Annotated in this window: 20 protein-coding genes and 6 tRNA genes; 1 reads left to right on the top strand and 25 read right to left on the bottom strand. The window is 51.7% G+C overall.

What is annotated here, in order from left to right:
• Window positions 1-2: 2 nt before the first annotated feature.
• The 18 genes from gshA to N8M53_RS02690 form a co-directional block, all read right to left on the bottom strand.
• Complete coding sequence (gshA, locus tag N8M53_RS02775; protein WP_269579403.1) at window positions 3-1,580, bottom strand: glutamate--cysteine ligase; 1,578 nt, start codon at window positions 1,578-1,580, stop codon at window positions 3-5.
• 97 nt (window positions 1,581-1,677) lie between these two features.
• Window positions 1,678-4,527 carry a M16 family metallopeptidase gene (locus N8M53_RS02770; RefSeq protein WP_269579402.1) on the bottom strand — a complete coding sequence of 950 codons (2,850 nt, stop codon included), beginning with the start codon at window positions 4,525-4,527 and terminating at the stop codon, window positions 1,678-1,680.
• Window positions 4,528-4,537: 10 nt separating this feature from the next.
• Window positions 4,538-4,960 carry a YqaA family protein gene (locus tag N8M53_RS02765; RefSeq protein ID WP_269579401.1) on the bottom strand — a complete coding sequence of 141 codons (423 nt, stop codon included), beginning with the start codon at window positions 4,958-4,960 and terminating at the stop codon, window positions 4,538-4,540.
• A gap of 68 nt (window positions 4,961-5,028) precedes the next feature.
• A complete protein-coding gene (locus N8M53_RS02760) occupies window positions 5,029-5,985 on the bottom strand; it encodes an NADP-dependent oxidoreductase (RefSeq protein WP_269579400.1) in 957 nt (318 codons plus the stop codon).
• A 184-nt stretch (window positions 5,986-6,169) separates the two neighbouring features.
• On the bottom strand, window positions 6,170-7,300 hold the full coding sequence (locus tag N8M53_RS02755) for a sodium ion-translocating decarboxylase subunit beta (protein WP_269579399.1): 1,131 nt from the start codon (window positions 7,298-7,300) through the stop codon (window positions 6,170-6,172).
• 9 nt (window positions 7,301-7,309) lie between these two features.
• A complete protein-coding gene (gene oadA / locus N8M53_RS02750) occupies window positions 7,310-9,100 on the bottom strand; it encodes a sodium-extruding oxaloacetate decarboxylase subunit alpha (protein ID WP_269579398.1) in 1,791 nt (596 codons plus the stop codon).
• Window positions 9,101-9,132: 32 nt separating this feature from the next.
• Complete coding sequence (locus tag N8M53_RS02745; protein WP_269579397.1) at window positions 9,133-9,387, bottom strand: OadG family transporter subunit; 255 nt, start codon at window positions 9,385-9,387, stop codon at window positions 9,133-9,135.
• Between the two features lie 511 nt (window positions 9,388-9,898).
• Window positions 9,899-9,975: transfer RNA gene (locus N8M53_RS02740), tRNA-Arg, on the bottom strand.
• Window positions 9,976-10,002: 27 nt separating this feature from the next.
• Window positions 10,003-10,079: transfer RNA gene (locus tag N8M53_RS02735), tRNA-Arg, on the bottom strand.
• 55 nt (window positions 10,080-10,134) lie between these two features.
• Window positions 10,135-10,211, bottom strand: a tRNA-Arg gene (locus N8M53_RS02730).
• Between the two features lie 32 nt (window positions 10,212-10,243).
• A tRNA-Ser gene (locus tag N8M53_RS02725) sits at window positions 10,244-10,336 on the bottom strand.
• A gap of 8 nt (window positions 10,337-10,344) precedes the next feature.
• A tRNA-Arg gene (locus tag N8M53_RS02720) sits at window positions 10,345-10,421 on the bottom strand.
• A gap of 24 nt (window positions 10,422-10,445) precedes the next feature.
• A tRNA-Ser gene (locus N8M53_RS02715) sits at window positions 10,446-10,538 on the bottom strand.
• A gap of 198 nt (window positions 10,539-10,736) precedes the next feature.
• Entirely contained in the window at window positions 10,737-10,934 is a 198-nt protein-coding gene (gene csrA, locus N8M53_RS02710; RefSeq protein ID WP_077484408.1) for a carbon storage regulator CsrA, read from the bottom strand.
• Between the two features lie 438 nt (window positions 10,935-11,372).
• A complete protein-coding gene (gene alaS / locus N8M53_RS02705; RefSeq protein WP_269579396.1) occupies window positions 11,373-13,955 on the bottom strand; it encodes an alanine--tRNA ligase in 2,583 nt (860 codons plus the stop codon).
• 128 nt (window positions 13,956-14,083) lie between these two features.
• Complete coding sequence (locus N8M53_RS02700; protein ID WP_269579395.1) at window positions 14,084-14,548, bottom strand: regulatory protein RecX; 465 nt, start codon at window positions 14,546-14,548, stop codon at window positions 14,084-14,086.
• Window positions 14,548-15,597 (bottom strand): recombinase RecA, encoded by a 1,050-nt coding sequence (recA, locus tag N8M53_RS02695; RefSeq protein WP_046074105.1) that lies wholly within the window; start codon window positions 15,595-15,597, stop codon window positions 14,548-14,550. Before recA ends, N8M53_RS02700 begins: the two co-directional genes overlap by 1 nt.
• A 132-nt stretch (window positions 15,598-15,729) precedes the next feature.
• Complete coding sequence (locus tag N8M53_RS02690) at window positions 15,730-16,215, bottom strand: CinA family protein (protein ID WP_077578961.1); 486 nt, start codon at window positions 16,213-16,215, stop codon at window positions 15,730-15,732.
• Between the two features lie 144 nt (window positions 16,216-16,359).
• On the opposite strand from N8M53_RS02690, the gene mutS reads away from it, so the two are divergent.
• A complete protein-coding gene (gene mutS / locus N8M53_RS02685) occupies window positions 16,360-18,906 on the top strand; it encodes a DNA mismatch repair protein MutS (RefSeq protein ID WP_420066602.1) in 2,547 nt (848 codons plus the stop codon).
• A 114-nt stretch (window positions 18,907-19,020) separates the two neighbouring features.
• Here the strand turns inward: mutS and rpoS are convergent, their stop codons facing one another.
• The 7 genes from rpoS to ispD all read right to left on the bottom strand — a co-directional run bounded on the left by rpoS (window position 19,021) and on the right by ispD (window position 24,603).
• Complete coding sequence (gene rpoS / locus N8M53_RS02680; RefSeq protein ID WP_046074104.1) at window positions 19,021-19,995, bottom strand: RNA polymerase sigma factor RpoS; 975 nt, start codon at window positions 19,993-19,995, stop codon at window positions 19,021-19,023.
• Window positions 19,996-20,096: 101 nt separating this feature from the next.
• Window positions 20,097-21,002 carry a peptidoglycan DD-metalloendopeptidase family protein gene (locus N8M53_RS02675; RefSeq protein ID WP_269579393.1) on the bottom strand — a complete coding sequence of 302 codons (906 nt, stop codon included), beginning with the start codon at window positions 21,000-21,002 and terminating at the stop codon, window positions 20,097-20,099.
• Between the two features lie 34 nt (window positions 21,003-21,036).
• Complete coding sequence (locus tag N8M53_RS02670) at window positions 21,037-21,657, bottom strand: protein-L-isoaspartate(D-aspartate) O-methyltransferase (protein WP_269579392.1); 621 nt, start codon at window positions 21,655-21,657, stop codon at window positions 21,037-21,039.
• 85 nt (window positions 21,658-21,742) lie between these two features.
• Window positions 21,743-22,480 (bottom strand): 5'/3'-nucleotidase SurE, encoded by a 738-nt coding sequence (surE, locus tag N8M53_RS02665; protein ID WP_269579391.1) that lies wholly within the window; start codon window positions 22,478-22,480, stop codon window positions 21,743-21,745.
• On the bottom strand, window positions 22,464-23,498 hold the full coding sequence (gene truD, locus N8M53_RS02660; protein ID WP_269579390.1) for a tRNA pseudouridine(13) synthase TruD: 1,035 nt from the start codon (window positions 23,496-23,498) through the stop codon (window positions 22,464-22,466). The genes surE and truD overlap by 17 nt, the downstream gene beginning before the upstream one ends.
• The gene (gene ispF, locus N8M53_RS02655) at window positions 23,495-23,977 is read right to left on the bottom strand and encodes a 2-C-methyl-D-erythritol 2,4-cyclodiphosphate synthase (RefSeq protein ID WP_269579389.1); all 483 of its coding nucleotides are present in this window, start codon (window positions 23,975-23,977) and stop codon (window positions 23,495-23,497) included. Before ispF ends, truD begins: the two co-directional genes overlap by 4 nt.
• Window positions 23,974-24,603: a 2-C-methyl-D-erythritol 4-phosphate cytidylyltransferase gene (gene ispD / locus N8M53_RS02650; protein ID WP_269579388.1), complete on the bottom strand. Its 630-nt coding sequence runs from the start codon at window positions 24,601-24,603 to the stop codon at window positions 23,974-23,976. The genes ispF and ispD overlap by 4 nt, the downstream gene beginning before the upstream one ends.
• Window positions 24,604-24,637 lie beyond the last annotated feature (34 nt).

Here is a 24,637-nt window from a genome sequence, read left to right as displayed (position 1 = left end):
AGTTACCAGCTTTCGGCCATGGGCACATCTTTAAAGTAAGCATTCAAAAAGGATTCAAAGGTTTGAGTATCACTCTCTTCTACCGCTTTTTGACGCGCGACGCTCTCTTTCGCTTCTTGTAAAAAGTCTGCATCACTGTGGATCTTGTAGGGCACATCCGCTAGCGCCGCTTTATGGTCACACGCAAGACCCAATCCCAAGCCGCCAATACCACCTTGCGCTATCACGTCCGCGAGCACCCTACCTGATAGGGTAAGCTCTGGGTTATCAAAGCAGGCGATCATCTTGTCACATACTGTTTCATAACGATGGTCCCCAACGGCTTGATCCATCACTTTCGCCAACTGCTTAAGCTCACCCATCACTTGTAACCCCCACGCTGCTTGCGTCAGGGTCTCGCCCTCACATCCTGTGGTCAGGGTTAAGCCTGGTTTGCGGCCTTCGAGTACAATTTTGTTCCAATTGTCACGCCAGCAATTGAGCTCAGGGTCGGTCATCGGCTCAGAAGGCGATAACGCACACCAGGAGACAAAGAGATCAAGAAAATGGATCTGATCCTCTTCAATCCCCACCGGGCTGTATGGATTGACGTCCAAAGAGCGCACCTCAATGTACTCGACACCGCCTCGCTCAAGCGCCTCGGTCGGCTTTTCACCGCTTTCGGCATTCCGTTTGGGGCGTATAGGCGCATAGAGCTCGTTTTCAATTTGCAGCACATTGGTGTTGAGCTGACGATACGTCTCGCCATCACGAATACCTAACTTGGCAAACGCCTGTGAGGGAGTACGAATCGCGCTTCTTAATCCTTCAAGGTATTGCTCTAGGGTGTTAAAACCAATTTTCAGATCCGCTTGCGCATTATTGGTATACCCTAAATCACTCAAGCGCAGCGACGTTGCATAAGGTAAGTAACACGTACCTGACGGCATATGTTCAAAGGGCAACTGGCTTTCCGCATGCTTGATAAACGAGCCACATAACGCAGGTGACGCACCAAATAGATAAGGGATCATCCAACCATGGCGGTAATAATTACGAATAAGATCAAAGTAACCTTGGGTGACTGACGCTTGGCTTACTGTGTCTGAGTGGTACAAATGCTGCCAAAATGTCTCAGGCAAAGAAATGTTAAAATGCACCCCTGAGATCACTTGCATCACACTGCCATAGCGATGCTTGAGCCCTTGGCGATACAAGGTCTTCATCCGCCCAATATTTGAGCTGCCGTATTGCGCTAAGGTGATATCGTCTTCCGATGCCACCACGCATGGCATTGACATGGGCCACAATTGTTCGTCGCCCATTTGCTGATAGGTAAAGCGATGGATGTCCTGTAACTCGTCCAGCATCCCTTTCACCGAGGTGTTAACAGGCGTAATAAACTCCAACAGCGATTCAGCAAAATCCGTCGTGATCCAACGGTGTGTCAGCGCGGATCCAAGCGTCTCTGGATGCGCCGTCTGCGCTAAATGCCCCGCTGGTGTAATGCGTAATGCCTCGCGCTCCAATCCGCGGCCAATCCCCTTTAAGGCATCTGGGTTTTGCGCTAAACGCGCTAACCGTTGGGTAAAGTCAGTCAAAATGTATCTCTTATTTTTTTAAGCTGCGTGGCGGTCAATATAAACAAGCTATTACTCAAAAGCCATCACGCAGCGGAGTAAGTTTATCCAAATAGGCTTATCGGTAATCAAGTGCTAACGTGCGCACTGGCAAGCCAAGTTGACGTAAGCTATCGCCAAGGCGAGACGCATCCCCGACCACAATGATTTGATAGTCGTTAGGATCAAACCAACGTGCCGCTTGGGCATTCAGCTGTTGCAATGTGATTGATTGCAATAACGCTTTTTGTGCCTCACGGTAGTTGTCGTCTAATTCAAAGGCCTCAATATGCGCGATCAAGCCTGCTTTTTCCCATGGCGTTTCATAACGCAGCGCATCACGCTGACCACTAGATTGACGCAAGTAAGCCAATTCTTGTGCGGAAAAGCCATTTTCTTGTGCATGCGCCATTTCTTGCCATAGCGCTTTGATCGCATCGTGTGTCGCATCTGCGCGCACATCGGTACTGACTTCTATAGTGCCTGTCTGCCGGCCGCCATAAACACCACTGTGCGCGCCATAGGTATAGCCTTTATCTTGACGCAAGCTTTGATTCAGGCGTGCATTAAAATTGCCCCCTAAATTAAAGTTGGCTAAGCGGGTTTTAAACATCGAGCCAGTGGCATCGTAGGGCATACCATGGCGCACCATACGAATACTGGTTTGTGGTGCTTGCGGCTTATCCACCAGCCAAATTTGTGCCTGGTCGTAGTCTTTCGGGACGGCACGCGCCACCTGAGCCGTAGGTTGCATTTGCGCTTGCCACGGCGTGATCCGGTTGGCTAAGTTGATCGCATGTTCACGAGAAAGATCCCCCACCACGATCAGTTGGCTGCCTTTCAATACGTAGTGCTGACGGTAGAAGTGTTTAACATCGTCAAGTGTCATCGCTGCAATATCTTCCGCGACGCCTCCCTCTGGGGCACGGAAGGTGGCATCTTGATATAACAGCTGGTTTGTCGCTTGGCTGGCTAACCAACCTGCATCATCAGCGCGAGATGCCATGCCCTCCAATAACTGAGCTTTAACACGGTCAAAATCTTTTTCTGCAAACGTCGGTGCACGCAAGGTTTTGTTTACCAGTTTAAGGGTCTCTCCCAGGTGCTTTTTCAGTGACGTTACTGTGATTTGTGTGTAGTAACTGTCTGCAGCGACATTGACTCGACTGCCCAGCTTGTCTAGCGCTCGCGTCAGCTCAGCGGCTGACATACCTGCCGCGCCCTCGGTAACCATCGTTGCCGTTAAGTTAGCGATGCCTCGCTGATCGTTAGGCTCCATCAAGGTGCCGGCGGGTAAACGAAGCTGCAAGGTGACCGTGGGTGTCTCGCGACTCACTGTGCCTGCCAGGTGAATACCATTGTCCAGGTCTGCCCGATAAATGCGTGGCACATTGACCGTGACACTCCCATTAGGAGCCGGGATCTGGGTGCGATCGAAACTTTCTGGGGTATCACGTCGTGCTAACGTGTCGTGCTGGTTTTGCGTCTGTGCTTGGTCATATTCTGGACGTTGATAGATAAAATTCGCTGGCGCAGCGACCAAGTCCGTCCGTCCAATAGGGACCACACTGGTATTTACTGCGGGCTGATCTTTTATCCACTGCCGATAGCTTTCCATCACCTTGTCAGGGGTCACCGCATTAAGGCGTGCAAGGCGCTGATTCATACGGTTTGCATCACCGTAGAGCGTATAGTCACTTGCTAGCTGTGATACCTTGCCGTCCACACTTTGCAGCGCAAAGATATTATCGGCTTCCACCATGGATTGAATTTGGTTGATATCCTCGTCACTCACCCCTTTTACCTCAAACTGCGCCATGGTTTGTGTTAACAAGGTACGGATTTCAGCCAGTGATTGGCCTTGGCGGCCGACACCGTAGATATCAAACGTACAGGCCAGCTCACCACACTGGTGCGATGCACCTGCACTTAACAACTGCCCAGTTTGTACAAGAGATTGATAAAGCACACTGTCACGCCCTTGTCCCAATACATTGGCCAGCACTCCCAGGCGCGTCGTGGTATCGGTCTCAGGCACACTGGTAGGAAAGGTCATCAGTAATACCGGTTGTGAGACCTTATCTTCCAATGTCACAAAGCGAGGGCCGTCCAACGTGACCGATTGAGGTTTCGCCTCTGGTATTGATGGGCCTCGAGGAATATCACCAAAGTATTTTTTCACCCAAGCAAGGGTTTGCTGAATATCGATGTCGCCACCAATGGTGAGGGTGGCGTTGTTAGGGCCATACCAGCGTAAGAAAAACTGCTTAAGATCCGTCACATCTACACGGTTAAGATCCTCGACGTAACCAATCACTGGCCATGAATACGGATGGCCCTCAGGATAGAGTGCTTGATTAATGGTCTCGTTAACGCGGCCATAAGGGACATTATCTATACGAAATGCCCGCTCGTTTTTCACCGTGTCACGTTGCACTTCAAATTTGCGCTGAGAGACAGCATCCAGCAAAAAGCCCATGCGATCAGATTCAAGCCAAAGGACACGCTCTAATTCGTTGGCTGGCACCGTTTGATAATACTGGGTGGTATCACGATTGGTTGAGCCATTGTTATAGCCTCCCACTTCTTTTATGCGCTTACCGTGATCATCCACATGCTCTGAGCCCTCGAACATCATATGCTCAAAAAAGTGTGCGAAGCCTGATTTTCCCGGCTCTTCTCGGGCAGAACCGACGTGATAGCGAACATCAACGTTAACAAGAGGGTCGGAGTGGTCCTCATGCAACAACACCGTCAGTCCATTATCTAATTTAAATTGCTGATAAGGGACTTGGGCGCTGCCCGCGGGGGGCGAAACGGTTTTGATCCACGTAATGCCCTCAGGCGTTTGAGTCGGCGAAGAGCCTGTAAGCTGACACCCTGACAAGACAGATAGTAAGAAAAATGTGGCGAGCAATAAACGTGGCATATAATAATTCCTAACCTGCTACCCAACGGAATGAAATCACAATCACTAGGTAGCGTGATGCTTTTGCAATAAAGATGACCACCCAACACCAAGACTGTCGAAGGCGCAGCCAACCAGCCACCACGCATAACGGATCACCAATCACCGGCACCCAGCTTAGCAGCAGCGCGGCATAGCCGTAGCGTTGCAGCCACGCGAGCGCTCGACGGTGCCATGATTGATGCGGCTGATAATCGGGCAGCCAGCGCCCGATAGCGTAATTGGTCATGCCACCGAGCGTGTTGCCTACCGTGGCAATCGCCACAACGATCCCATCCACGAATGCGTGCTGGGTTATTAAATATACCAGGTTGGCCTCAGAGCCACCTGGCAATAAGGTCGCACTTAAAAAGCTGGTGGCAAACAAGGTTGCCAACAGCATCCAATCGTCCATTCGACCCCATGCATTATCATTGGTTCAGCACCTGCCACCACGACAAAGCGCTCCCACGGGCTTGGTGGTTAACCCGAGGGCATTTCTAACACGCGCTTACCACGTGTATGCCCTGTTTCTAACGCTTTGTGCGCCTGTGCGCCCTGTTCAAGCGGATAGACGGCCGCGATATCTATCTTCAGATCGCCCTGATCAAGCATGTCGAGCAAGCGCTGAGTCTGCCAAGTATTTGGATCAACCAACATACCTGTCGCTTTCAGCCCTCGCTCGGCAGCAGCGGAGGTAATGGTATCGCGCGTATTAGTGGGGACGGTGACGATACGCCCACCTGTTTTCAGGCTTGCTAATGCATCAATGGCGGCGTCTCCCCCCACCAAATCAATCACCAGATCAAATTCACCATTAGCAGTGGCCCAATGCGCTTGATGGTAATCGATCGGTGTCGCATCCAGTTGACGTAAAAAGGCATGATTGTTTTCAGAGGCTGTGGCATAAACCTGCGCCCCAAGACGAACGGCTAACTGTACCGCAAGGTGCCCCACGCCCCCAGCGCCCGCTAAAATCAATACTTTTTCATCACGCACCAGTTTACCATGCTCAAGCGCTTGCCAAGCCGTCAACCCTGCCAACGGCACTGCAGCGGCATCCACCATAGGCACACTCGGCGGCACGGTTGATAACAACCCAGCATCGGCGACCACATATTGGCTGTATCCCCCGCCTTCCGTTGGGAAGCCAACCATCCCAGCGACACGATCCCCCACATCAAACTTGCTTTCATTGGTGCCATTCGCCACCACCACCCCGGCAACATCATAGCCCGGCACCCAAGGTAGCTTGTCTTGATTGTGCTCTGCAGCCCAACCAAGCCCGGCACGCGTTTTTGCATCAATGGGGTTAACCCCAGCAGCTTTTACTTGAATCAACACCTGCTCTTCAGAGGGAGATGGAATCGGACGATTGACCGGGGTAAGTACCTCGGGCGCACCAAATTCAGTGATTGCAAGTGAGAGATTATTCGACATATTGACTCCTTTCGCATGCCATTGTGCTTATGCTGGCGTACAACGTTATGGTATTTGCCTTAACGACGAGATTAAGCACAGAGCCATTGCAAAGCGTAAACCTCTAGTCTTAACAAAAAAAGCGGCAGACTCAATGCCTACCGCTATTTTCTTTTTATCTACTCGGTGTCAAATCACCCGGGCATTAGCCCACCAAGGCCAACAAGATACCAGCCGCGACCGCAGAGCCCAACACACCGGCCACGTTCGGCCCCATCGCATGCATTAACAAGAAGTTATGCGGGTTGGCATCGAGTCCTACTTTGTTAACCACTCGGGCCGCCATCGGTACGGCTGAAACGCCGGCTGCACCAATCAACGGGTTGATAGGGTCACGACTAAAGCGGTTAAGGAGTTTGGCCATTAAGACCCCAGTCCCGGTACCGATGCTAAACGCCACTGCGCCCAATACCAAGATGCCGAGGGTTTCAAACTGAAGAAACTTATCGGCTTCCAATTTGGAGCCTACCGCCAGACCAAGAAAAATGGTGACAATGTTGATCAGCTCATTCTGGGCAGTGCCCGATAAGCGATCCACCACGCCACACTCTCGCATCAAGTTACCGAGGCAGAACATACCAACCAGCGGTGTCGCCGAAGGCAAGAATAAGATGGTCATCATCAGTACCGCCAGCGGAAACAGCACTTTCTCGGTTTTCGACACATGACGAAGTTGCTTCATCTCAATCTTGCGTTCGCTGTCAGAGGTAAACAACTTCATGATTGGTGGCTGAATAATGGGCACCAGAGCCATATAGCTATAGGCTGCGACGGCAATGGCCCCGAGCAAGTCCGGTGATAAACGGCTCGCCAAGAAAATTGCCGTTGGCCCATCCGCGCCACCAATGATCGCAATGGAAGCGGCATCTTGGAGGCTAAACGCCATGCCTGGTACCAAGTTAAGCAATATGGCGCCAAACAAGGTGGCAAAAATACCAAATTGTGCCGCCGCGCCGAGCAACAAGGTGCGCGGGTTAGCGATCAGCGCACCAAAATCGGTCATTGCTCCCACCCCCATAAATATCAGGAGTGGGAACACGCCAGTATCAATCCCGACATGGTAGACGTAGTAGAGCAGACCGCCCGGTTCGTTAAAACCGGCATTGGGTATATTCGCCAATATAGCGCCAAAACCGATAGGTAACAAAAGCAAGGGCTCAAAGCCGCGTCGAATCGCCAAAAAGAGCAATAGACAGCCCACGGCAATCATTACAAGCTGTGGCCACTGAAAGTTTGCCAGTCCAGTTTCCGACCACAGGATCATTAATCCTTCCATGCTGCCCTCTTATCCTAGGTGCAATAGTGGCATACCGACGGTCACGGCATCGCCTTCTTTCACTTGTACGTCTTGGATGGTGCCCGCATGGGCGGCTCGTACTTCGGTTTCCATCTTCATCGCTTCCAGGATGATTAAGACATCACCTTCCTGTACATGCTCACCTGGCGTGACCATCACCTTAAAAATGTTACCTGCTAGAGGCGCCGTAACTGGCTCTAGGTTGCTTGGCGCAGCTTGAGGGGCTGGCGCACTCGCCGAAGTCGACGCCTGACTGACTGGCTGAACATCACCCAGCGCACCATCAGGCCCCACATCGACCTGATAAACCTGACCGTTAACACGCACACTATAGGTTTCCACGTCGTCACTGCCTGATGGCTGAGGAGCCGCGGGCGTAGGGGCTGGCTCCCCGGTAGGTGCCGGTTCAAACGCAGCCGGGTTGCCTCGGTTTTGTAAGAACTTCCATCCCACCTGAGGGAACAGGGCGTAGGTCAGCACATCATCAATGGTCTGCTCCGCCAAGGTGACATTCTCGGCCGCGGCTTTGTCGGTCAGTGTTTGGGTCAAAGCCTCCATTTCCGGTTCTAGCTTGTCAGCAGGACGACAGGTGATCGCCTCTTCGCCGTCTAACACGCGAGCTTGGAGGGTGGCATTAACCGGCGCGGGTGCTTTCCCGTATTCCCCTTTTAAAAGGGCTGCCGTTTCTTTGGTAATACTCTTGTAGCGCTCACCGGTTAGCACGTTAATCACCGACTGAGAGCCAACAATTTGCGAGGTCGGGGTGACTAAGGGGATATAGCCTAAATCTTCACGAACCCGTGGAATTTCCTCCAGCACCTCGTCCATTTTGTCGGCCGCACCCTGCTCTTTAAGCTGGCTTTCCATATTGGTCAGCATGCCGCCGGGCACTTGTGCAATCAAAATACGTGAGTCGACGCCTTTAAGCTGCCCTTCAAATTGCGCGTATTTTTTACGCACGGTGCGGAAATAAGCGGCAATAGACTCAAGCTTATTCAGGTCGAGGTTCGTTTCGCGCTCAGTGCCTTCAAGCATCGCCACCACGGTTTCCGTCGGCGTGTGCCCGTAGGTTTGGCTCATTGAAGAAATGGCGGTATCGAGTACATCCAAGCCCGCTTCGACCGCTTTGACGGCTGTGGCCGTCGATAACCCTGTGGTGGCGTGACAGTGCAAGGATAAGGGAATATCACAAGCCGCTTTGATACGGCTCACAAGCTCATGTGCTTCATAAGGTTTTAACAAACCTGACATGTCTTTAATGCACAACGAGTGACAGCCAAGATCTTCCAACTGTTTAGCCAAGTCGGTCCACGTGTCCATGGTGTGCACAGGACTGGTGGTGTAAGAGATCGTGCCTTGCGCATGCGCACCGACGTCCACCGCCGCACCAACCGCTGCTTGGAAGTTGCGCACATCGTTCATCGCATCAAAAATCCGGAACACATCCATGCCATTTGCATGTGCGCGCTCGACAAACTTGTGTACCACATCATCGGCATAGTGGCGATAACCTAACAGATTCTGACCACGTAGCAGCATCTGCATCGGGGTATTTGGCATCGCTTTTTTGAGCTCTCGCAAGCGCACCCAAGGATCTTCCCCCAGATAACGAATACAAGCATCAAAGGTCGCCCCACCCCAGGTTTCCAATGACCAAAAACCAATTTGATCCAGCTCGGCGGCAATCGGCAACATATCGTCCAAACGCAGACGTGTGGCAAACAACGACTGATGGGCATCACGCAATACCACATCGGTAATAGCTAACGGCGTAGACATAACAAACTCCTTTTTTATATGTGCCTGACCACTCAACGGTGACGTTGGCGGTACTGCTGAACAGCCACAGTGATTGCGGCAATCACATCCGATGAAGGTTGTGATGCGTCAGGTGCTGCTTGGGCTTTGGGCTGAGTGGCCGCTTTGGCCGCGGCAGGTGGGATAGGATCGCCAAAACGTTCCAGTTGGCGGACCAAAAAAATTAATATCGAGAGAAATACGAACACGACAACCATGCCAGTTAACATCAGCATCATCGCCTGTTCTAAAAGCGGGCCTAAATCCATGATTTCTTCCTTGTCACACTCACTTTTGCTTACATCTAAGCAGTGATTGTCCCCGTTATTATCCATTTATCTTGGGGGCAAATTCATCATCGGCGTTCAAAATACTAACAATTCGCATAAATGACAATCTGACTATTGCGTTTTTGTTACCTCATAACGTCCGTTAATGGGTATTTTCACTCACTGATTAAAAAAGATGGATAAACTGGATGTTTATGCAAACTCACGGCCAGCAGGCAAGTAGCAATGGCGCCCGGCTAAGCGTCACCGTATAGAAAAGCGATTCCAGCTTCACGACTGTGGCATTTTTGGAAAAAGCGTTTTTCCGAAAGCGACCAAGATCGTTGAAAGCTCGGTACTGATAGGCATTCCGAGATGATAAGCAGTCAGCTGATAAGCGTGTTGCAATAAGACGACGGCACAGAGAAAAGGGTAAAGACGTGAAAACTGTCTGTTTTGCACGATTGGTGTAAAGTCATGTCACAAGGGGATATCGCGAAGAGAAGCAAAATGGCGCGTCCGGGAGGATTCGAACCTCCGACCGCCTGGTTCGTAGCCAGGTACTCTATCCAGCTGAGCTACGGACGCGCTGACGGATTTGCTTAGGATTGAAGATGGCGCGCTCGGGAGGATTCGAACCTCCGACCGCCTGGTTCGTAGCCAGGTACTCTATCCAGCTGAGCTACGAGCGCGTGTCGACAATCTTACGTTCATCATGAACAATCTTGCGGGTCTTCCGTGAAGAGATGGCGCGTCCGGGAGGATTCGAACCTCCGACCGCCTGGTTCGTAGCCAGGTACTCTATCCAGCTGAGCTACGGACGCACATCTTAACTACAAGGCAGGCTTGTAAATCATGGCGGTGAGGGAGGGATTCGAACCCTCGATACGGCTACAAACCGTATACTCCCTTAGCAGGGGAGCGCCTTCAGCCACTCGGCCACCTCACCGCAAGTAGTGGCGCGTCCGGGAGGATTCGAACCTCCGACCGCCTGGTTCGTAGCCAGGTACTCTATCCAGCTGAGCTACGGACGCGCATCTATCTTGCTTGCAACAACATGGCGGTGAGGGAGGGATTCGAACCCTCGATACGGCTACAAACCGTATACTCCCTTAGCAGGGGAGCGCCTTCAGCCACTCGGCCACCTCACCGTCGCTGCGGGTGCACATATTACTTTGAGCCACATATATGTCAAACACTTTTCTGGCAAAAATCGTCTTGCCACCAACAAATGGACAATTATCACCCACAGCCTGATTTTATTGTTGGATTTATCGCCGCTTCATTCTGATTTTATGGAAAAAGCAGCGATAAAAAAGGCCGACCTAGGTCGACCTTTTCTTGCCTTGTTAGTAGTCGTTTTGACCACTTGCAGGCGTGCCTTTCTCGGCCTGAATACGCATGTAGATCTCTTCGCGATGTACCGAAACATCTTTCGGTGCGTTCACACCAATACGGACTTGGTTACCTTTCACACCCAGTACGGTGACAGTCACTTCATCACCAATCATCAAGGTTTCGCCCACACGGCGAGTTAAAATCAGCATGCTTCTACTCCTTGAGTATCAATCTTTTACTTATTCAATTAGTGTCTGAGCCAGATAACCCGCCAGCGTATCGGCTCGTTACCTGTGATCGTTGGATTCTTTCCCTGCTAATGATGCCAATACGGGCGCCAAAACGTCCGTATTCACACTATGGCTGAATTATCAAACCATATCCAGAAAGGGGCAGAGAAATTTACTGTTTTATCATCATGCCGTTAGCCGAGAAGGCGATTGACCTGAGATAACAGTGTAAGAGAAATCTGTACTGCATTGGCTGGCGTGGCGATAAAATCTAACCAGTATCACGTCTTACGCCAGTGCGTCGCTTAAGGCGTTGCACTATACAGAATCAGAAAAAAAGTGCAATTATTAATCTAGATCACAAAAAAGGGTCGCATTACGCGACCCTCTTGACTTTTGTGGAAAAACAAAGGTGGCTTAAAGTTGCTCAGCGAGCCACGTCTCCGCAGAGGCTAACGCACTCGGCAGTGCACTCACATCACTACCACCGGCTTGCGCCATATCAGGGCGACCACCGCCTTTGCCACCTACTTGCTGCGCAACAAGGTTGACCAGTTCACCCGCTTTTACCGTGCCGGTAAGATCTTTGGTGACACCCGCAATCAGGCCGACTTTGTCGTTGGCCACATTGCCGAGCAGCACAATGCCACTGCCCATTTGGTTTTTCAGATCATCTACCATGCTACGTAGTGCTTTGTTATCCGCGCCATCAAGCTGGCTAATCAGCACTTTTACCCCGTTTAGCTCACGGACTTGATTAATCAGCCCAGCACTCTCTTGTGCGGCCAGTTTCTGCTTAAGCTGCTGAATTTGTTTCTCTAAGGCTTTCGCTTTGCTCTGGGCATCGTCAAGCTTGGCTTCATAGTCTGCCTGTTGCTGATAAACGCTATCAATGGCCGCTTGCCCGGTAATGGCTTCGATACGACGCACACCGGCCGCGATACCCGCTTCAGAGACGATTTTAAACATCCCAATGTCGCCCGTACGCGTCGCGTGTGTCCCGCCACACAGTTCGATAGAGAAGTCGCCCATGCTTAATACGCGCACCTGGTCATCGTATTTCTCACCAAACAGTGCCATCGCGCCTTTTTGCTTGGCCGCGTCAATATCCATCACCTCAGTGTGTACTGCATTGTTTCGACGAATTTGCTGGTTCACGATCCGCTCAACCGCTTTGAGTTCATCGGCGGTGACCGGCTCAAGGTGTGAGAAGTCAAAACGTAAGCCGTCAGGGCGAACCAAAGACCCCTTCTGAGCAATATGCTCACCCAGTACCTCACGTAGCGCAGCATGCAGCAAGTGAGTCGCAGAATGGTTCATCGCTACCGCGTGACGACGCGCAGCATCCACGCGAGCGGTTGCTTGTGTCCCGACACTCAGTTGCCCTTCCGACAAGCTGCCGTAGTGCGCAATGGCTTGCCCCGCTTTCTGGGTATCCGTCACGGTGAAGCGCCCTTGGTCTGTTTCAATCACCCCTGTATCACCACACTGGCCACCAGCTTCAGCATAGAAAGGGGTATGGTCAAGGATCACGACCGCTTTATCGCCAGAGACCAAGCTCTCAACGGAGTCTCCGTCGACAAAGATCTCAGTAATCTGACCGGAGCCTTCTGTCCCTGTGTAACCACAAAAATCAGAGCCATGCTCCACTTTTATTGCTTGGTTATAGTCAGTGCCAAACTGCCCCGCTTCCCGCGCGCGTTGACGCTGAGCTTCCATCGCCGCTTCAAAGCCAGCTTCATCAATCCGATAACCGCGTTCACGCGCAACATCATTGGTTAAGTCTGCCGGGAAGCCGTAAGTGTCATAGAGTTTGAAGACAGTTTCGCCATCCAACTCGTCACCCTTAACCTTGTCCAAGGCCTCTTCCAACATCAGCATCCCGCGCTCAAGCGTGCGGCCAAAGTTGTCTTCTTCAATCTTAAGCACTTTTTCCACCATGGTTTGTTGTGCACGCAGATCTTCTCCTGCTGTGCCCATGATGGTGGCGAGAGGGCCAACCAGCTTATAGAAAAACGCCTCTTTGCTGCCAAGCTTGTTACCATGACGAACCGCACGACGAATGATTCGGCGCAACACATAGCCTCGCCCTTCGTTAGAAGGCATCACGCCATCAACAATCAAATACGCACACGAGCGGATGTGGTCAGCTACCACACGCAAAGACTGATTAGTCAGATCTTCAACGCCGATGATGTCAGCGACTTGCTTAATCAATTGCTGGAAAACATCGATTTCATAGTTGGAATGGACGCCCTGCTTGATTGCCGCAATCCGCTCAATCCCCATGCCAGTATCCACTGACGGCTTAGGTAAGTTCTCCATGGTGCCGTCAGCTTGACGATTGAATTGCATAAAGACGATATTCCAGATCTCAATAAAGCGATCTCCGTCTTCTTCTGGCGTCCCTGGAGGACCGCCCCAGATATGCTCACCGTGATCATAGAAAATTTCGCTACATGGTCCGCATGGCCCAGTATCACCCATTTGCCAGAAGTTATCTGACTCGTAAGGCTTACCGCCTTCTTTATCACCGATACGCACAATGCGATCCGCTGGGACACCAATTTGCTGATGCCAAATATCAAATGCTTCGTCATCGGTTTCGTATACAGTTACCAACAGCTTTTCTTTTGGTAAGCCAATGGTTTCAGTGAGAAACTCCCAAGCAAACGCAATGGCTTCTTTTTTGAAATAATCACCAAAGCTGAAGTTACCCAGCATTTCAAAGAAAGTATGATGGCGCGCGGTAAAACCGACGTTTTCAAGGTCGTTGTGTTTACCACCCGCACGCACACAGCGCTGTGCTGACGTTGCGCGCGTGTAGTCACGCTTTTCAACCCCTAAAAAGGTGTCTTTAAACTGGTTCATTCCTGCGTTGGTGAACAAAAGCGTTGGGTCATCGGCTGGCACGAGCGACGAGCTAGGCACAATCTGGTGCCCTTTGCTTTCAAAGAACTTGAGAAACGCTGTACGGATCTCATCAGTGCTCATATACATTGGCTAATCCTGATAATCGAATATTGCGTTAGCAACCAGATATGGTCGTGACGCGATGGAAGCATGGTTTTATTTACGCCATTGTAAACAACCGATCGCGTGCGGAAAAGAGACAGAGTGGGATTGGTTTAGAAATGCGTGTCCGGATCGTAACTGAGTGCGTATTGGATTTGATCAAAGTTAAAGCCACGTGACTGTAAAAAGCGCATGCGCTTCGCTTTTTCTTTTTGGTCCGTTGGCGGAAGGCGACCATCTAGATCGGCATATTTGCGCTGTGCGGTTTCTCTGGCTAGCGCATACCAGTCAACCTCCTGCTCCTGTTCGGCGCGTGCTAACAACTCAGTGTCGATGCCTTTTCGCTTGGCGTCTTGGCAAATGCGTAACCAGCCATGGTGTTTACTCACACCTTGTCGCAACAAGCTGGCAGCAAAGCGTGAGTCGTCAAGCCAACCACGTGCGAGGCACTCATCAAGGGTCAGCGCAATCGCGTCTTGATCAAACCCGCGTTGAGTCAGTTTTTGCTGCAATTCGTGAACAGAATGATCACGGCGGGCCAACAAGCCCACCGCTACTTCTTGGCACGACGCGGCCATTACAGCTGGTCGTCCTCGGTTTCTGCCTCCGCGTTCGCGTCGACCGCTTCGTTATTTAGCGCGGTTTGCAATAGCATCTCACGCAAGGTGGTGTCGATTTCTTCAGCAACGTGCGGGTTTTCTTTTAGGTACTTGCAGGCGTTTGCTTTGCCCTGGCCAATTTTATCGCCTTTGTAGCTATACCAAGCACCGGCTTTTTCTACCAGCTTATGTTTCACGCCCAAATCCACTAATTCGCCTTGCAAGTTAATACCTTGGCCATAAAGGATTTGGAACTCAGCTTGTTTAAAGGGCGCAGCAACTTTGTTTTTTACCACTTTTACGCGGGTTTCGTTGCCCACCACTTCGTCACCTTCTTTAATTGCACCAATGCGGCGAATATCCAGGCGAACCGAGGCGTAGAATTTTAACGCGTTACCCCCAGTCGTGGTTTCTGGGTTACCAAACATCACACCAATTTTCATGCGAATTTGGTTGATGAATACCATCATGGTATTGCTGTTTTTGATGTTGGCTGTGAGCTTACGCATCGCTTGTGACAACATACGCGCTTGCAGACCCATGTGTGAGTCGCCCATCTCGCCTTCAATCTCAGCTTTAGGTGTCAAAGCCGCTACCGAGTCAATCACGATCATGTCGACAGCGCCCGAGCGTGTCAGTGCATCAGCGATTTCCAACGCTTGCTCACCGGTATCTGGCTGAGAAACCAAAAGGTTATCGATATCCACACCCAGCTTGCGCGCATAAATAGGGTCAAGGGCATGCTCAGCGTCGATAAAGGCACAGGTCTTACCCATTTTTTGTGCTTCGGCAATCGCTTCTAGCGTCAGCGTCGTTTTACCTGATGACTCTGGGCCATAGATTTCGATAATACGACCAAAAGGCAGGCCACCTGCACCTAGGGCGATATCGAGAGACAAAGAGCCGGTCGATACGGTTTCGATGTCCATCGTGCGGTCATCACCCAGACGCATGATTGAGCCTTTGCCAAATTGCTTTTCGATTTGTCCGAGTGCGGCTGCGAGCGCCTTTTCTTTGTTATCGTCCATTTCAGTCTCCAGGAAATAAAACGCTATCGCTATGCGATGAAAGCTATCAGTAATTGGGGCTAAGTATACTGTCCATTTATACAGTGTCTAGCCCTGTATAGAAAAAATCTTTGTGATGCGACACGCCTCCAGTTACGGAGACAAGCGCGTCAGAGCATGTGACAAGGCATGCACGACCGTTTGTTCACGGACCGCGCGCCTATCACCCTCAAAATGACACACTTCAGTGTCGGTTTCGCCGCCATGCCAAGCCCATGCGAACCACACGGTGCCAACAGGTTTATCCGCACTGCCACCACTCGGACCAGCGACACCGCTAACAGCAATCGCCAAGTCAGCGGCAGCTTCATTGAGTGCGCCCTCTGCCATGGCCGTTACCACAGGCTCACTGACCGCGCCGTATTGGGTCAATAAATCGTCTGGCACATGCACCTGTTGATGCTTAGCCTGGTTGCTGTAGGTGACCCAAGCTTGCTGAAACCACTGCGAGCTACCCGGCACGTCCGTCAAGCAGTAAGCAATACCGCCACCGGTGCAAGACTCTGCGGTGGTCACCGTTAAGCCCGCATCCAATAAGGCGTCGCCGAGTTGCTTTGCTAGCGAGAATAACTGTTCCACCATTCACTCCTTTTGTTTAGGGTGAAGAAACCAGTACCGCAACTTTACCCTTTGCCGTACGATCACGTATTCTACCTACCCTTTTCAACGTTCCATTTTGCAGGTCTAGTCGTGACAGTACAAGCGCTCGAAAAGCACACCCCGATGATGCAACAGTACCTCAAACTCAAAGCGCAGCACCCTGAAGAGCTGCTGTTCTACCGCATGGGGGATTTTTACGAACTCTTTTACGACGATGCCAAACGTGCCTCTCAGCTTTTGGATATATCGCTGACTAAGCGCGGCAGTTCAGGCGGAGAACCGATCCCCATGGCGGGTGTGCCCTTTCATGCCGTGGAAGGATATTTAGCTAAGTTAGTGCAATTGGGCGAGCCGGTGGCGATTTGTGAGCAAATTGGCGATCCGGCCACGAGTAAAGGGCCGGTTGAGCGCCAGGTAGTGCGCATCGTCACCCCCGGTACGGTATCGGATGAAGCGCTGCTTAGCGAGCGGGTTGATAACTTGGTCGCCGCACTGACCTGTCATAACGACCAATTTGGTTTTGCCACCCTAGATATTACATCAGGGCGCTTCGTTCTGACTGAACCTGCCACCTACGAGCAAATGCAAGCTGAGCTGCAACGCACGCAACCGGCAGAGCTGCTTTACCCAGAAGACTTTCCCTACCCTGATTTACTTGCGGTGAGCCGCGGCGCAAGGCGCCGACCGATTTGGGAGTTCGATCTCGACACAGCTCGCAGTCAACTGACCGGTCAATTTGGCACGCGCGATTTAGTCGGCTTTGGCGTGGAAGACTGTGCGTTGGGGCTCTGTGCCGCCGGCTGTGTGTTGCAGTACGCCAAAGAAACACAGCGCACTGCGCTTCCCCATATCCGTGCCATCATCAAAGATCAGCAAGACACCTCTGTGGTGTTGGACGCTGCCACACGACGTAATTTAGAGATCACCCAAAACCTTGCTGGCGGCACCGACAATACGCTAGCTGACGTTTTGGATCGCACGACGACGCCGATGGGCAGTCGCTTACTGAAGCGTTGGCTGCATCAACCCCTGCGCGACCCTCAAGTGCTCAACCAGCGTTTGGATGCAATCGGTGCGCTACTTGATAGTGGTCTGTACATCGATTTAAGCGCCGCACTCAAACCGGTTGGCGACATTGAACGCGTACTGGCTCGCTTGGCAATGCGATCCGCTCGCCCGCGTGATATGGCAAGGTTGCGCACCGCGTTAGCACAGCTGCCTGAAATACAGGCACGGCTCACCGAGCTGGATCATAGTGCGTTTTCTGATTACCTCACCGCCACCACACCGATGCCAGAGCTGCAAGACTTACTCAACCGCGCAGTGGTCGAAAACCCGCCGGTAGTGATCCGTGATGGCGGCGTGATTGCGCCAGGTTACAACGCGGAACTGGATGAATGGCGTGATTTATCGGAAGGCGCATCACGCTACTTAGAAGAACTAGAAACCCGCGAGCGCGAACAATATGGCATCGATACCCTGAAGGTGGGTTATAACCAAGTTCATGGCTTTTACATTCAAATTAGCCGTGCGCAAAGTGACCGAGTGCCCGCGCACTATATCCGCCGGCAAACGCTTAAAAATGCTGAACGTTACATCATCCCCGAATTGAAAGAGCACGAAGATAAAGTCTTAAGCTCTCGTTCTAATGCATTAGCGTTAGAGAAACGGCTGTGGGAAGAGTTGTTTGATCTATTACTGCCACATTTGGCTCAACTGCAACATGCTTCTGAGGCATTGTCTGGCCTTGATGTTCTGTGCAACCTTGCTGAACGCGCTGAAACTCTCAATTATCATCGCCCAGTGCTCACCGATAAGCCGGGCATCGATATCGAAGCCGGCCGCCATCCAGTGGTAGAGCAAGTAATGAATGACCCCTTTATCCCTAACCCTATCGCCTTAAGCCCTGAGCGCCGAATGTTGATCATTACCGGACCGAATATGGGGGGTAAATCCACGTATATGCGCCAAACCGCGTTGATCACCTTGCTGAGTCATATTGGTGCTTATGTGCCCGCTGACCGTGCAACCATTGGGCCCGTCGATCGTATTTTCACTCGTATTGGCGCCTCTGATGATCTCGCTTCCGGCCGCTCAACCTTTATGGTGGAAATGACGGAAACCGCCAATATTCTCCACAATGCAACCGCTAACAGCTTGGTGTTGATGGACGAGATTGGCCGCGGTACCAGCACCTACGATGGCTTATCTTTGGCGTGGGCCAGCGCGGAATGGTTGGCAGAGAAAATCCAAGCGATGACCTTATTTGCCACCCACTACTTCGAGCTCACCGAACTGCCAGGGCAAATGGAAGGCTTGGTGAATGTGCATCTTGATGCCATGGAACATGGCGATGACATTGCGTTTATGCACGCTGTGCAGGAAGGGGCGGCCAGTAAATCATATGGCCTGGCGGTTGCAAGCCTCGCCGGCGTCCCCAAGCCGGTGATTCGTCGTGCCAAGCACAAACTGGCACAACTGGAGCAAAGCGGTCACCAAACGGTTCATGCTGAACAAACGGTCGGTGATCCAGCATCCGCTCAGCTCGCCTTGCTGCCTGAACCCAGCGAGCTGGATAACGCAGTCGATGCGTTAAACCCTGATGAGATGACGCCGCGTCAAGCCCTAGACGCCCTCTATGCGCTAAAGGCGTTACAGCAATCTCGCTAATCGACTACGCCGTCACTTTGTGAACGTTACGACTGCAAATAAAAAGGGACAGCCAATGCTGTCCCTTTTTGTTGTCTGTGAATACGTGTTGACTCCGCGCAACGGGTAACTCGATTATTGCTCAACATTAAAGAGCGATTCGATGCTCAGCCCTTGATGTGTCAACATGTCGCGCAAGCGGCGGAGCCCTTCCACCTGGATTTGACGTACACGCTCGCGAGTCAAACCAATCTCACGTCCCACATCTTCCAGCGTTGACGCTTCGTGACCCAAAAGCCCGAAACGACGTGATAACACTTCTCGCTGCTTAGGGTTAAGCTCTTGTAGCCACTGCACAATCGACTTTTTCATGTCATCGTCTTGTGTGGTGTACTCTGGACCGTCTTGCTTCTCATCCGGAATGATATCTAGCAAGGCTTTTTCTGAATCGCCACCAATGGGGTTATCCACAGAGCCAATACGCTCGTTAAGACGAAGCATCCGATTGACGTCTTCCACTGGCTTATCGAGCTGCGCCGCGATGTCCTCAGCGGTCGGTTCATGATCTAGCTTTTGTGCCAGTTCGCGCGCCGTACGTAGGTACACGTTAAGCTCTTTCACCACGTGAATAGGCAGGCGAATGGTGCGCGTTTGGTTCATGATGGCACGTTCAATGGTTTGACGAATCCACCAAGTTGCATAGGTTGAAAAGCGGAAGCCGCGTTCAGGGTCAAACTTCTCTACCGCGCGAATGAGGCCGAGGTTTCCTTCTTCGACCAAATCGAGCAGCGCCAACCCGCGGTTTGAATAACGACGTGAGATTTTCACCACCAAGCGAAGGTTACTCTCAATCATGCGTTTGCGAGCGACTTCGTCACCACGCAGGGCGCGACGTGCGTAGAGCACCTCTTCTTCAGCGGTAAGCAATGGCGAGAAGCCAATCTCGCTGAGGTAGAGTTGGGTGGCATCAGAGGCCTTTGAAGTGGCCGCTTGTTGCTGTACTGCCTCTTCGACTTCTTCGAGCACCTCGTCAGCTTGTGCCTCTACGGTGTCGAATTCAACGTCTTGGTTCAAGCCGTCCAGTTTCTTTGCGGTATTTGTTTGGCTCATAGCGCCTCCCTTATGACGTAGCAGCTAAGCAGAACTCATTTCTGCTTATACCGGCCCCGTCACATTGGTGGCTGCGGCGATATCACCTTGATTACTCTGTGCTACCGCTTTGGCAGATAATGTAACGGATTGACCGATTTTCCTTTGTAGCGAATTTCAAAATGCAACCGAACACTGTTTGCACCAGAACTGCCCATGGAAGCTATTTTCTGCCCCTTTTTGACAGCTTGGCCTTCTGAAACATAAAAACTATCGTTGTGCGCATAGGCGCTTAGATAATCATCATTGTGTTTCACTATTATTAACTTACCGTAACCCCGAAGTGCGCTTCCGGCGTACACGACTTTTCCATCTGCCGCTGCCTGAATGCCCTGTCCTCGTTGTCCAGCAATATCTATGCCCTTATTGCCTCGCTCTGTGCTAGAAAATCGGGACACCATCCGGCCTCTGGTTGGCCATTGCCAGCTTATTTTTTGTTGGTTTGATGGGCTGGCGGTCCGCTTGTTAACAGCTTGTTTACTTTTTTCTTTAGTTTGACTGTACCTCGACGATGACCCCGATTCAACGCCTTTTGTGCGTTCACTCGCGGTTTTAGACTTCTTTTTTTCCTCGAATTTGCTAGGGTTAGCGCTTTTTCTAGAAGATACTGCTGCCACGCTCGCACTTGCAGCTGACGTTGTGGCAGAGGCCACATTTGTGGCGCCTGATGTGGATTGGGCCACATCAGGACGTTGATAAGCGGGCTTCCACAACGCCAGTGTCTGCCCGGGGTAGATGGTATAGGGAGGCTGTAAATTATTGTGTTCGATGATGTCGTCAATATCACGATCCGTGATGTAAGCGATATAGTAGAGAGTATCGCCCTTCTTCACTTCGTAATAACTGCCGCGATAGCTGCCTCTATCGACGCTGGTATAGTCTGGTGTCACACTGGATACCGGTGCTGGCCCTCGCCAGGAGCAACCAGATATAACCACTAATAGTGACAGTAAAAGCGCGATTTTCATCTGTTTTTAAACACAGCTCCATCTCTGAGACAGTTTATGCCAGCTCACCTGCCACTAGGGGAACAAATTTAACCGATTCAACTGTCTCGGTGTGAAAAGTGGCGCCTTGCCGAGTAACTTTCATCAGTGTTTGCTCATCATCACCAATAGGGATCAACATTATGCCGCCATCATTGAGCTGATCGCATAACGCATCAGGCACGTGGGCAGCGGCCGCCGTTACCATGATCGCATCATAAGGGCCCTTCGCCGGCCACCCTTGCCAACCATCTCCATGTTTTGTTGAGACATTATAAATATCTAGCTGCTTTAAGCGCCGTTTGGCTAGCATTTGTAATGGCTTGATCCGCTCGACAGAATAAACATGATCGACCAAGTTAGCGAGAACTGCCGTTTGATAACCCGATCCGGTGCCAATTTCCAAAATGCGACTGTCGCGTCGCAAATTGAGCAATGATGTCATCTTAGCCACAATATAAGGTTGTGAAATAGTTTGTCCCCACCCAATAGGTAACGCATTGTTACCATAAGCTTGGTGGGTCATGGCTTCAGAGACAAATAAGTGCCGAGGCACCGCCTGCATGGCGTCTAGAACGTCGGTGTCGTTGACACCTTGTTGCTGCAAAAATTGAATAAGTGATTGCTCTTGACTCAACGTCTGCTTCCTTTATCACTGAGTATAAGTCTATTGAAACGGTCGCCGCCTCAATGCGGCTCACCAACGATGACGTGTTTGCCGTCTACTCACTTAACCATTGCGAAAACACGCCCAAAGTATCATGCGCAGTTAAGTCTACCTGCAGTGGCGTAATAGAAACGTATTGCGCCGCAATGGCGTGAAAATCGGTTCCCGGCCCTGCATCTTGGGTTTGACCTGGCGCACCGACCCAGTATATCGGTTTGCCCCGCGGATCGCTTTGTTTTATCACGTCTTCAGCGTGATGGCGGGCGCCAAGCCGCGTCACCTTCCACCCCTCTAGACTATCGATTGGTACATCGGGCACATTAATATTAATTAAGCGGTGGCTGGGGGCTGCATGCCGTTGGTTCTTGGCTAAGAATTGCTTCACGACGTGTGCGGCTGTCTCAAAGTGCTGGTGGCCACATAGCGAGACAGCAATAGCCGGCGCGCCCAGGAAAAAGCCCTCTGTCGCCGCGGCCACTGTCCCCGAGTAAAGCACATCATCCCCAAGGTTCGCGCCATGGTTAATCCCGGTAATCACAAAGTCCGGCTCCCAAGGGAGCAGCTGGCGTAATGCCAAATGGACTGAGTCAGTGGGAGTGCCTTGAACTGCATAGCGCTGGGGACCCAGCTCACGCACTCGCAACGGATTTTCTAGCGTCAGTGAGTTAGACGCACCTGAGCAATTGCGATCAGGCGCGGCCACCACCACATCCGCAATGGTCGATAAGGCCTTGGTCAAGGTTTGGATCCCTTGAGCGTGATAACCGTCGTCGTTACTAATCAATATTCGCATTCTGTTCTCCTTGTTGGCTTGCGACGACGAGCTCTCGCATCACCGCGGTGGCGAAGGCCCCTGCAGGTAAAAAGAAACTCACGGTTAAAGTGTCCGCATCGTGTGTCCAGGCCATCGCCTGCGGCACTAAACACAACAAACGGCGATCATGACGCATGCGATTATCGCGAATCACCGCGAGTAATTCAGGCTCTTTGTCTACCACCGCTTGCTCAAATTGCTGAGCTTGCGCCGCTGTCGGTAGCGCATTGTCACCAGTTAAGGGACCGGTAATGCCAGAATGATAACTGCCCTCTTGCTCAACCAGATGCGGTTGCTGTTGTTCATCAAAGCACAAGTCGCCAATCAGGGTAGAAGCAAAGACACCCGCTTCTATCCGTGCAGACACCACCTGATTAAACAGCAGCGATCGCGCCGCCGATAGGTAAAAGCTACGCTTGCTCTTGTCACGGACTTTTTTCTCGCCACGCCCCCAGGCACGCGCCATCTCAACATTGTTGCCATCACGCCCAAAGCGCTGTGCACCAAAATAATTAGGTACGCCCTGCTTTGCGATGGCCTCTAGCCGCGGCAGCAAACCCTGTGGTGAGTCAAGATCGCGAATACACAATGTAAATTGATTGCCGGTCAGATCGCCGGGACGCAACTTATGCTGATGGCGGGCTGTCCCTTCAATACTCACGACGCCTGGGTGATTTTGGACAAACGCGGTTAAATCCGGATCCGCTTTACCTGGCAGGTGAACACTGAACCATTGCTCAGTGACAGCGTGGCGGTCTTTTAGCCCAGCCCAGCTCACTTGTCGTGAGGTAACACCACAGGCTTTTGCCAACTCATTGGCCACGTACTTAGTGTTTTCTCCGCGCTTTTTTATCCGCACCAAAAAGTGCTCTCCTTGGCCTGAAGGGGTAAAGCCAAGTACCTCTGAGACAATAAAATCGTCCGGTGACGCTTTCAAGGTGCCAGACTGGGTCGGTTGACCATGTAAATATGCCAAGGGCGCGAGTAAGTCCGTCATACAGCCTCTTTGTTTAATAGCACCACAGCCTCACAAGCAATGCCCTCTTTTCGTCCGGTAAAACCGAGACGCTCTGAGGTGGTTGCTTTGACGTTGACTGCATCGATTGTCACGCACAAATCGCTGGCAATGGCTTCACGCATTGCGTCGATATGTGGACCCATTTTCGGCGCTTGGGCGATAATAGTAATGTCAGCATTACCAAGCCGGTAGCCTTTGCGCCGTACTTTGCTGTATACATCGCGAAGAAGCATGCGGCTGTCAGCCCCTTCCCATTCGTCACTGGTATCGGGAAAGTGCTGGCCGATATCGCCTGCTGCAATCGCGCCTAACAGGGCATCACACAAGGCATGAAGCGCGACGTCACCGTCTGAGTGCGCGACCAAACCTTGTTCATAAGGCACGCTAACCCCGCCGATGATAACAGGGCCGTCTCCGCCAAATTTGTGTACATCAAACCCATGTCCAATTCGAATCATGATTTGCCTTCTTGTTGTGAAAGGTAAAACTCGGCCAGCCACTTATCCTCGGGGTGAGTGACTTTAATGTTGCTGGCACTGGCAGGGACCAACACCGGCTTCCCCCCGAGCGCTTCAACGGCAGACGCCTCATCCGTCACTTGCTCACCGGCCTTCGCGAGGGCGTTTGTAAGCAGGTGGGTTAGAAACATTTGCGGGGTTAATGCATGCCAAAGTGCCTCTCGCTCCACCGTATGGGCCACCTGTCCTCGCACGTCCGCACGCTTCATGGTGTCTCGAACAGGCGCGGCGAGCAAAGCGCCATCTGGGTGAGACTGTGCCTGTTCAATCAAGGCATCAATATCAGCATGCGACACACAAGGACGCGCGGCATCATGCACCATTACCCACTGTGTGTTGACCACCTTTAGCCCAGCTTGCACAGACGCAGCGCGGGTCGCCCCTCCCACGACAACATGGACATTCGGACGCTCACTCAAGTTTGTTTGCGCAAAGTAACTATCGTCAGCACCAATGGCGATGATCACATCAGTAATGGCAGGATGAGAGAGTAACCGCTCAACCGTATGCTCAATCAACATTTTGCCGGCTAAAGAGAGGTATTGCTTCGGGCAGCTAGCTTGCATCCTGCTTCCAACACCTGCGGCTGGTACCACGGCA

Source organism: Salinivibrio kushneri, from assembly GCF_027286325.1.
Lineage (GTDB): Bacteria > Pseudomonadota > Gammaproteobacteria > Enterobacterales > Vibrionaceae > Salinivibrio > Salinivibrio kushneri_A.
Note: the sequence above shows the minus strand (reverse complement) of the source record. Positions and strands in the feature narration are given on the sequence as shown.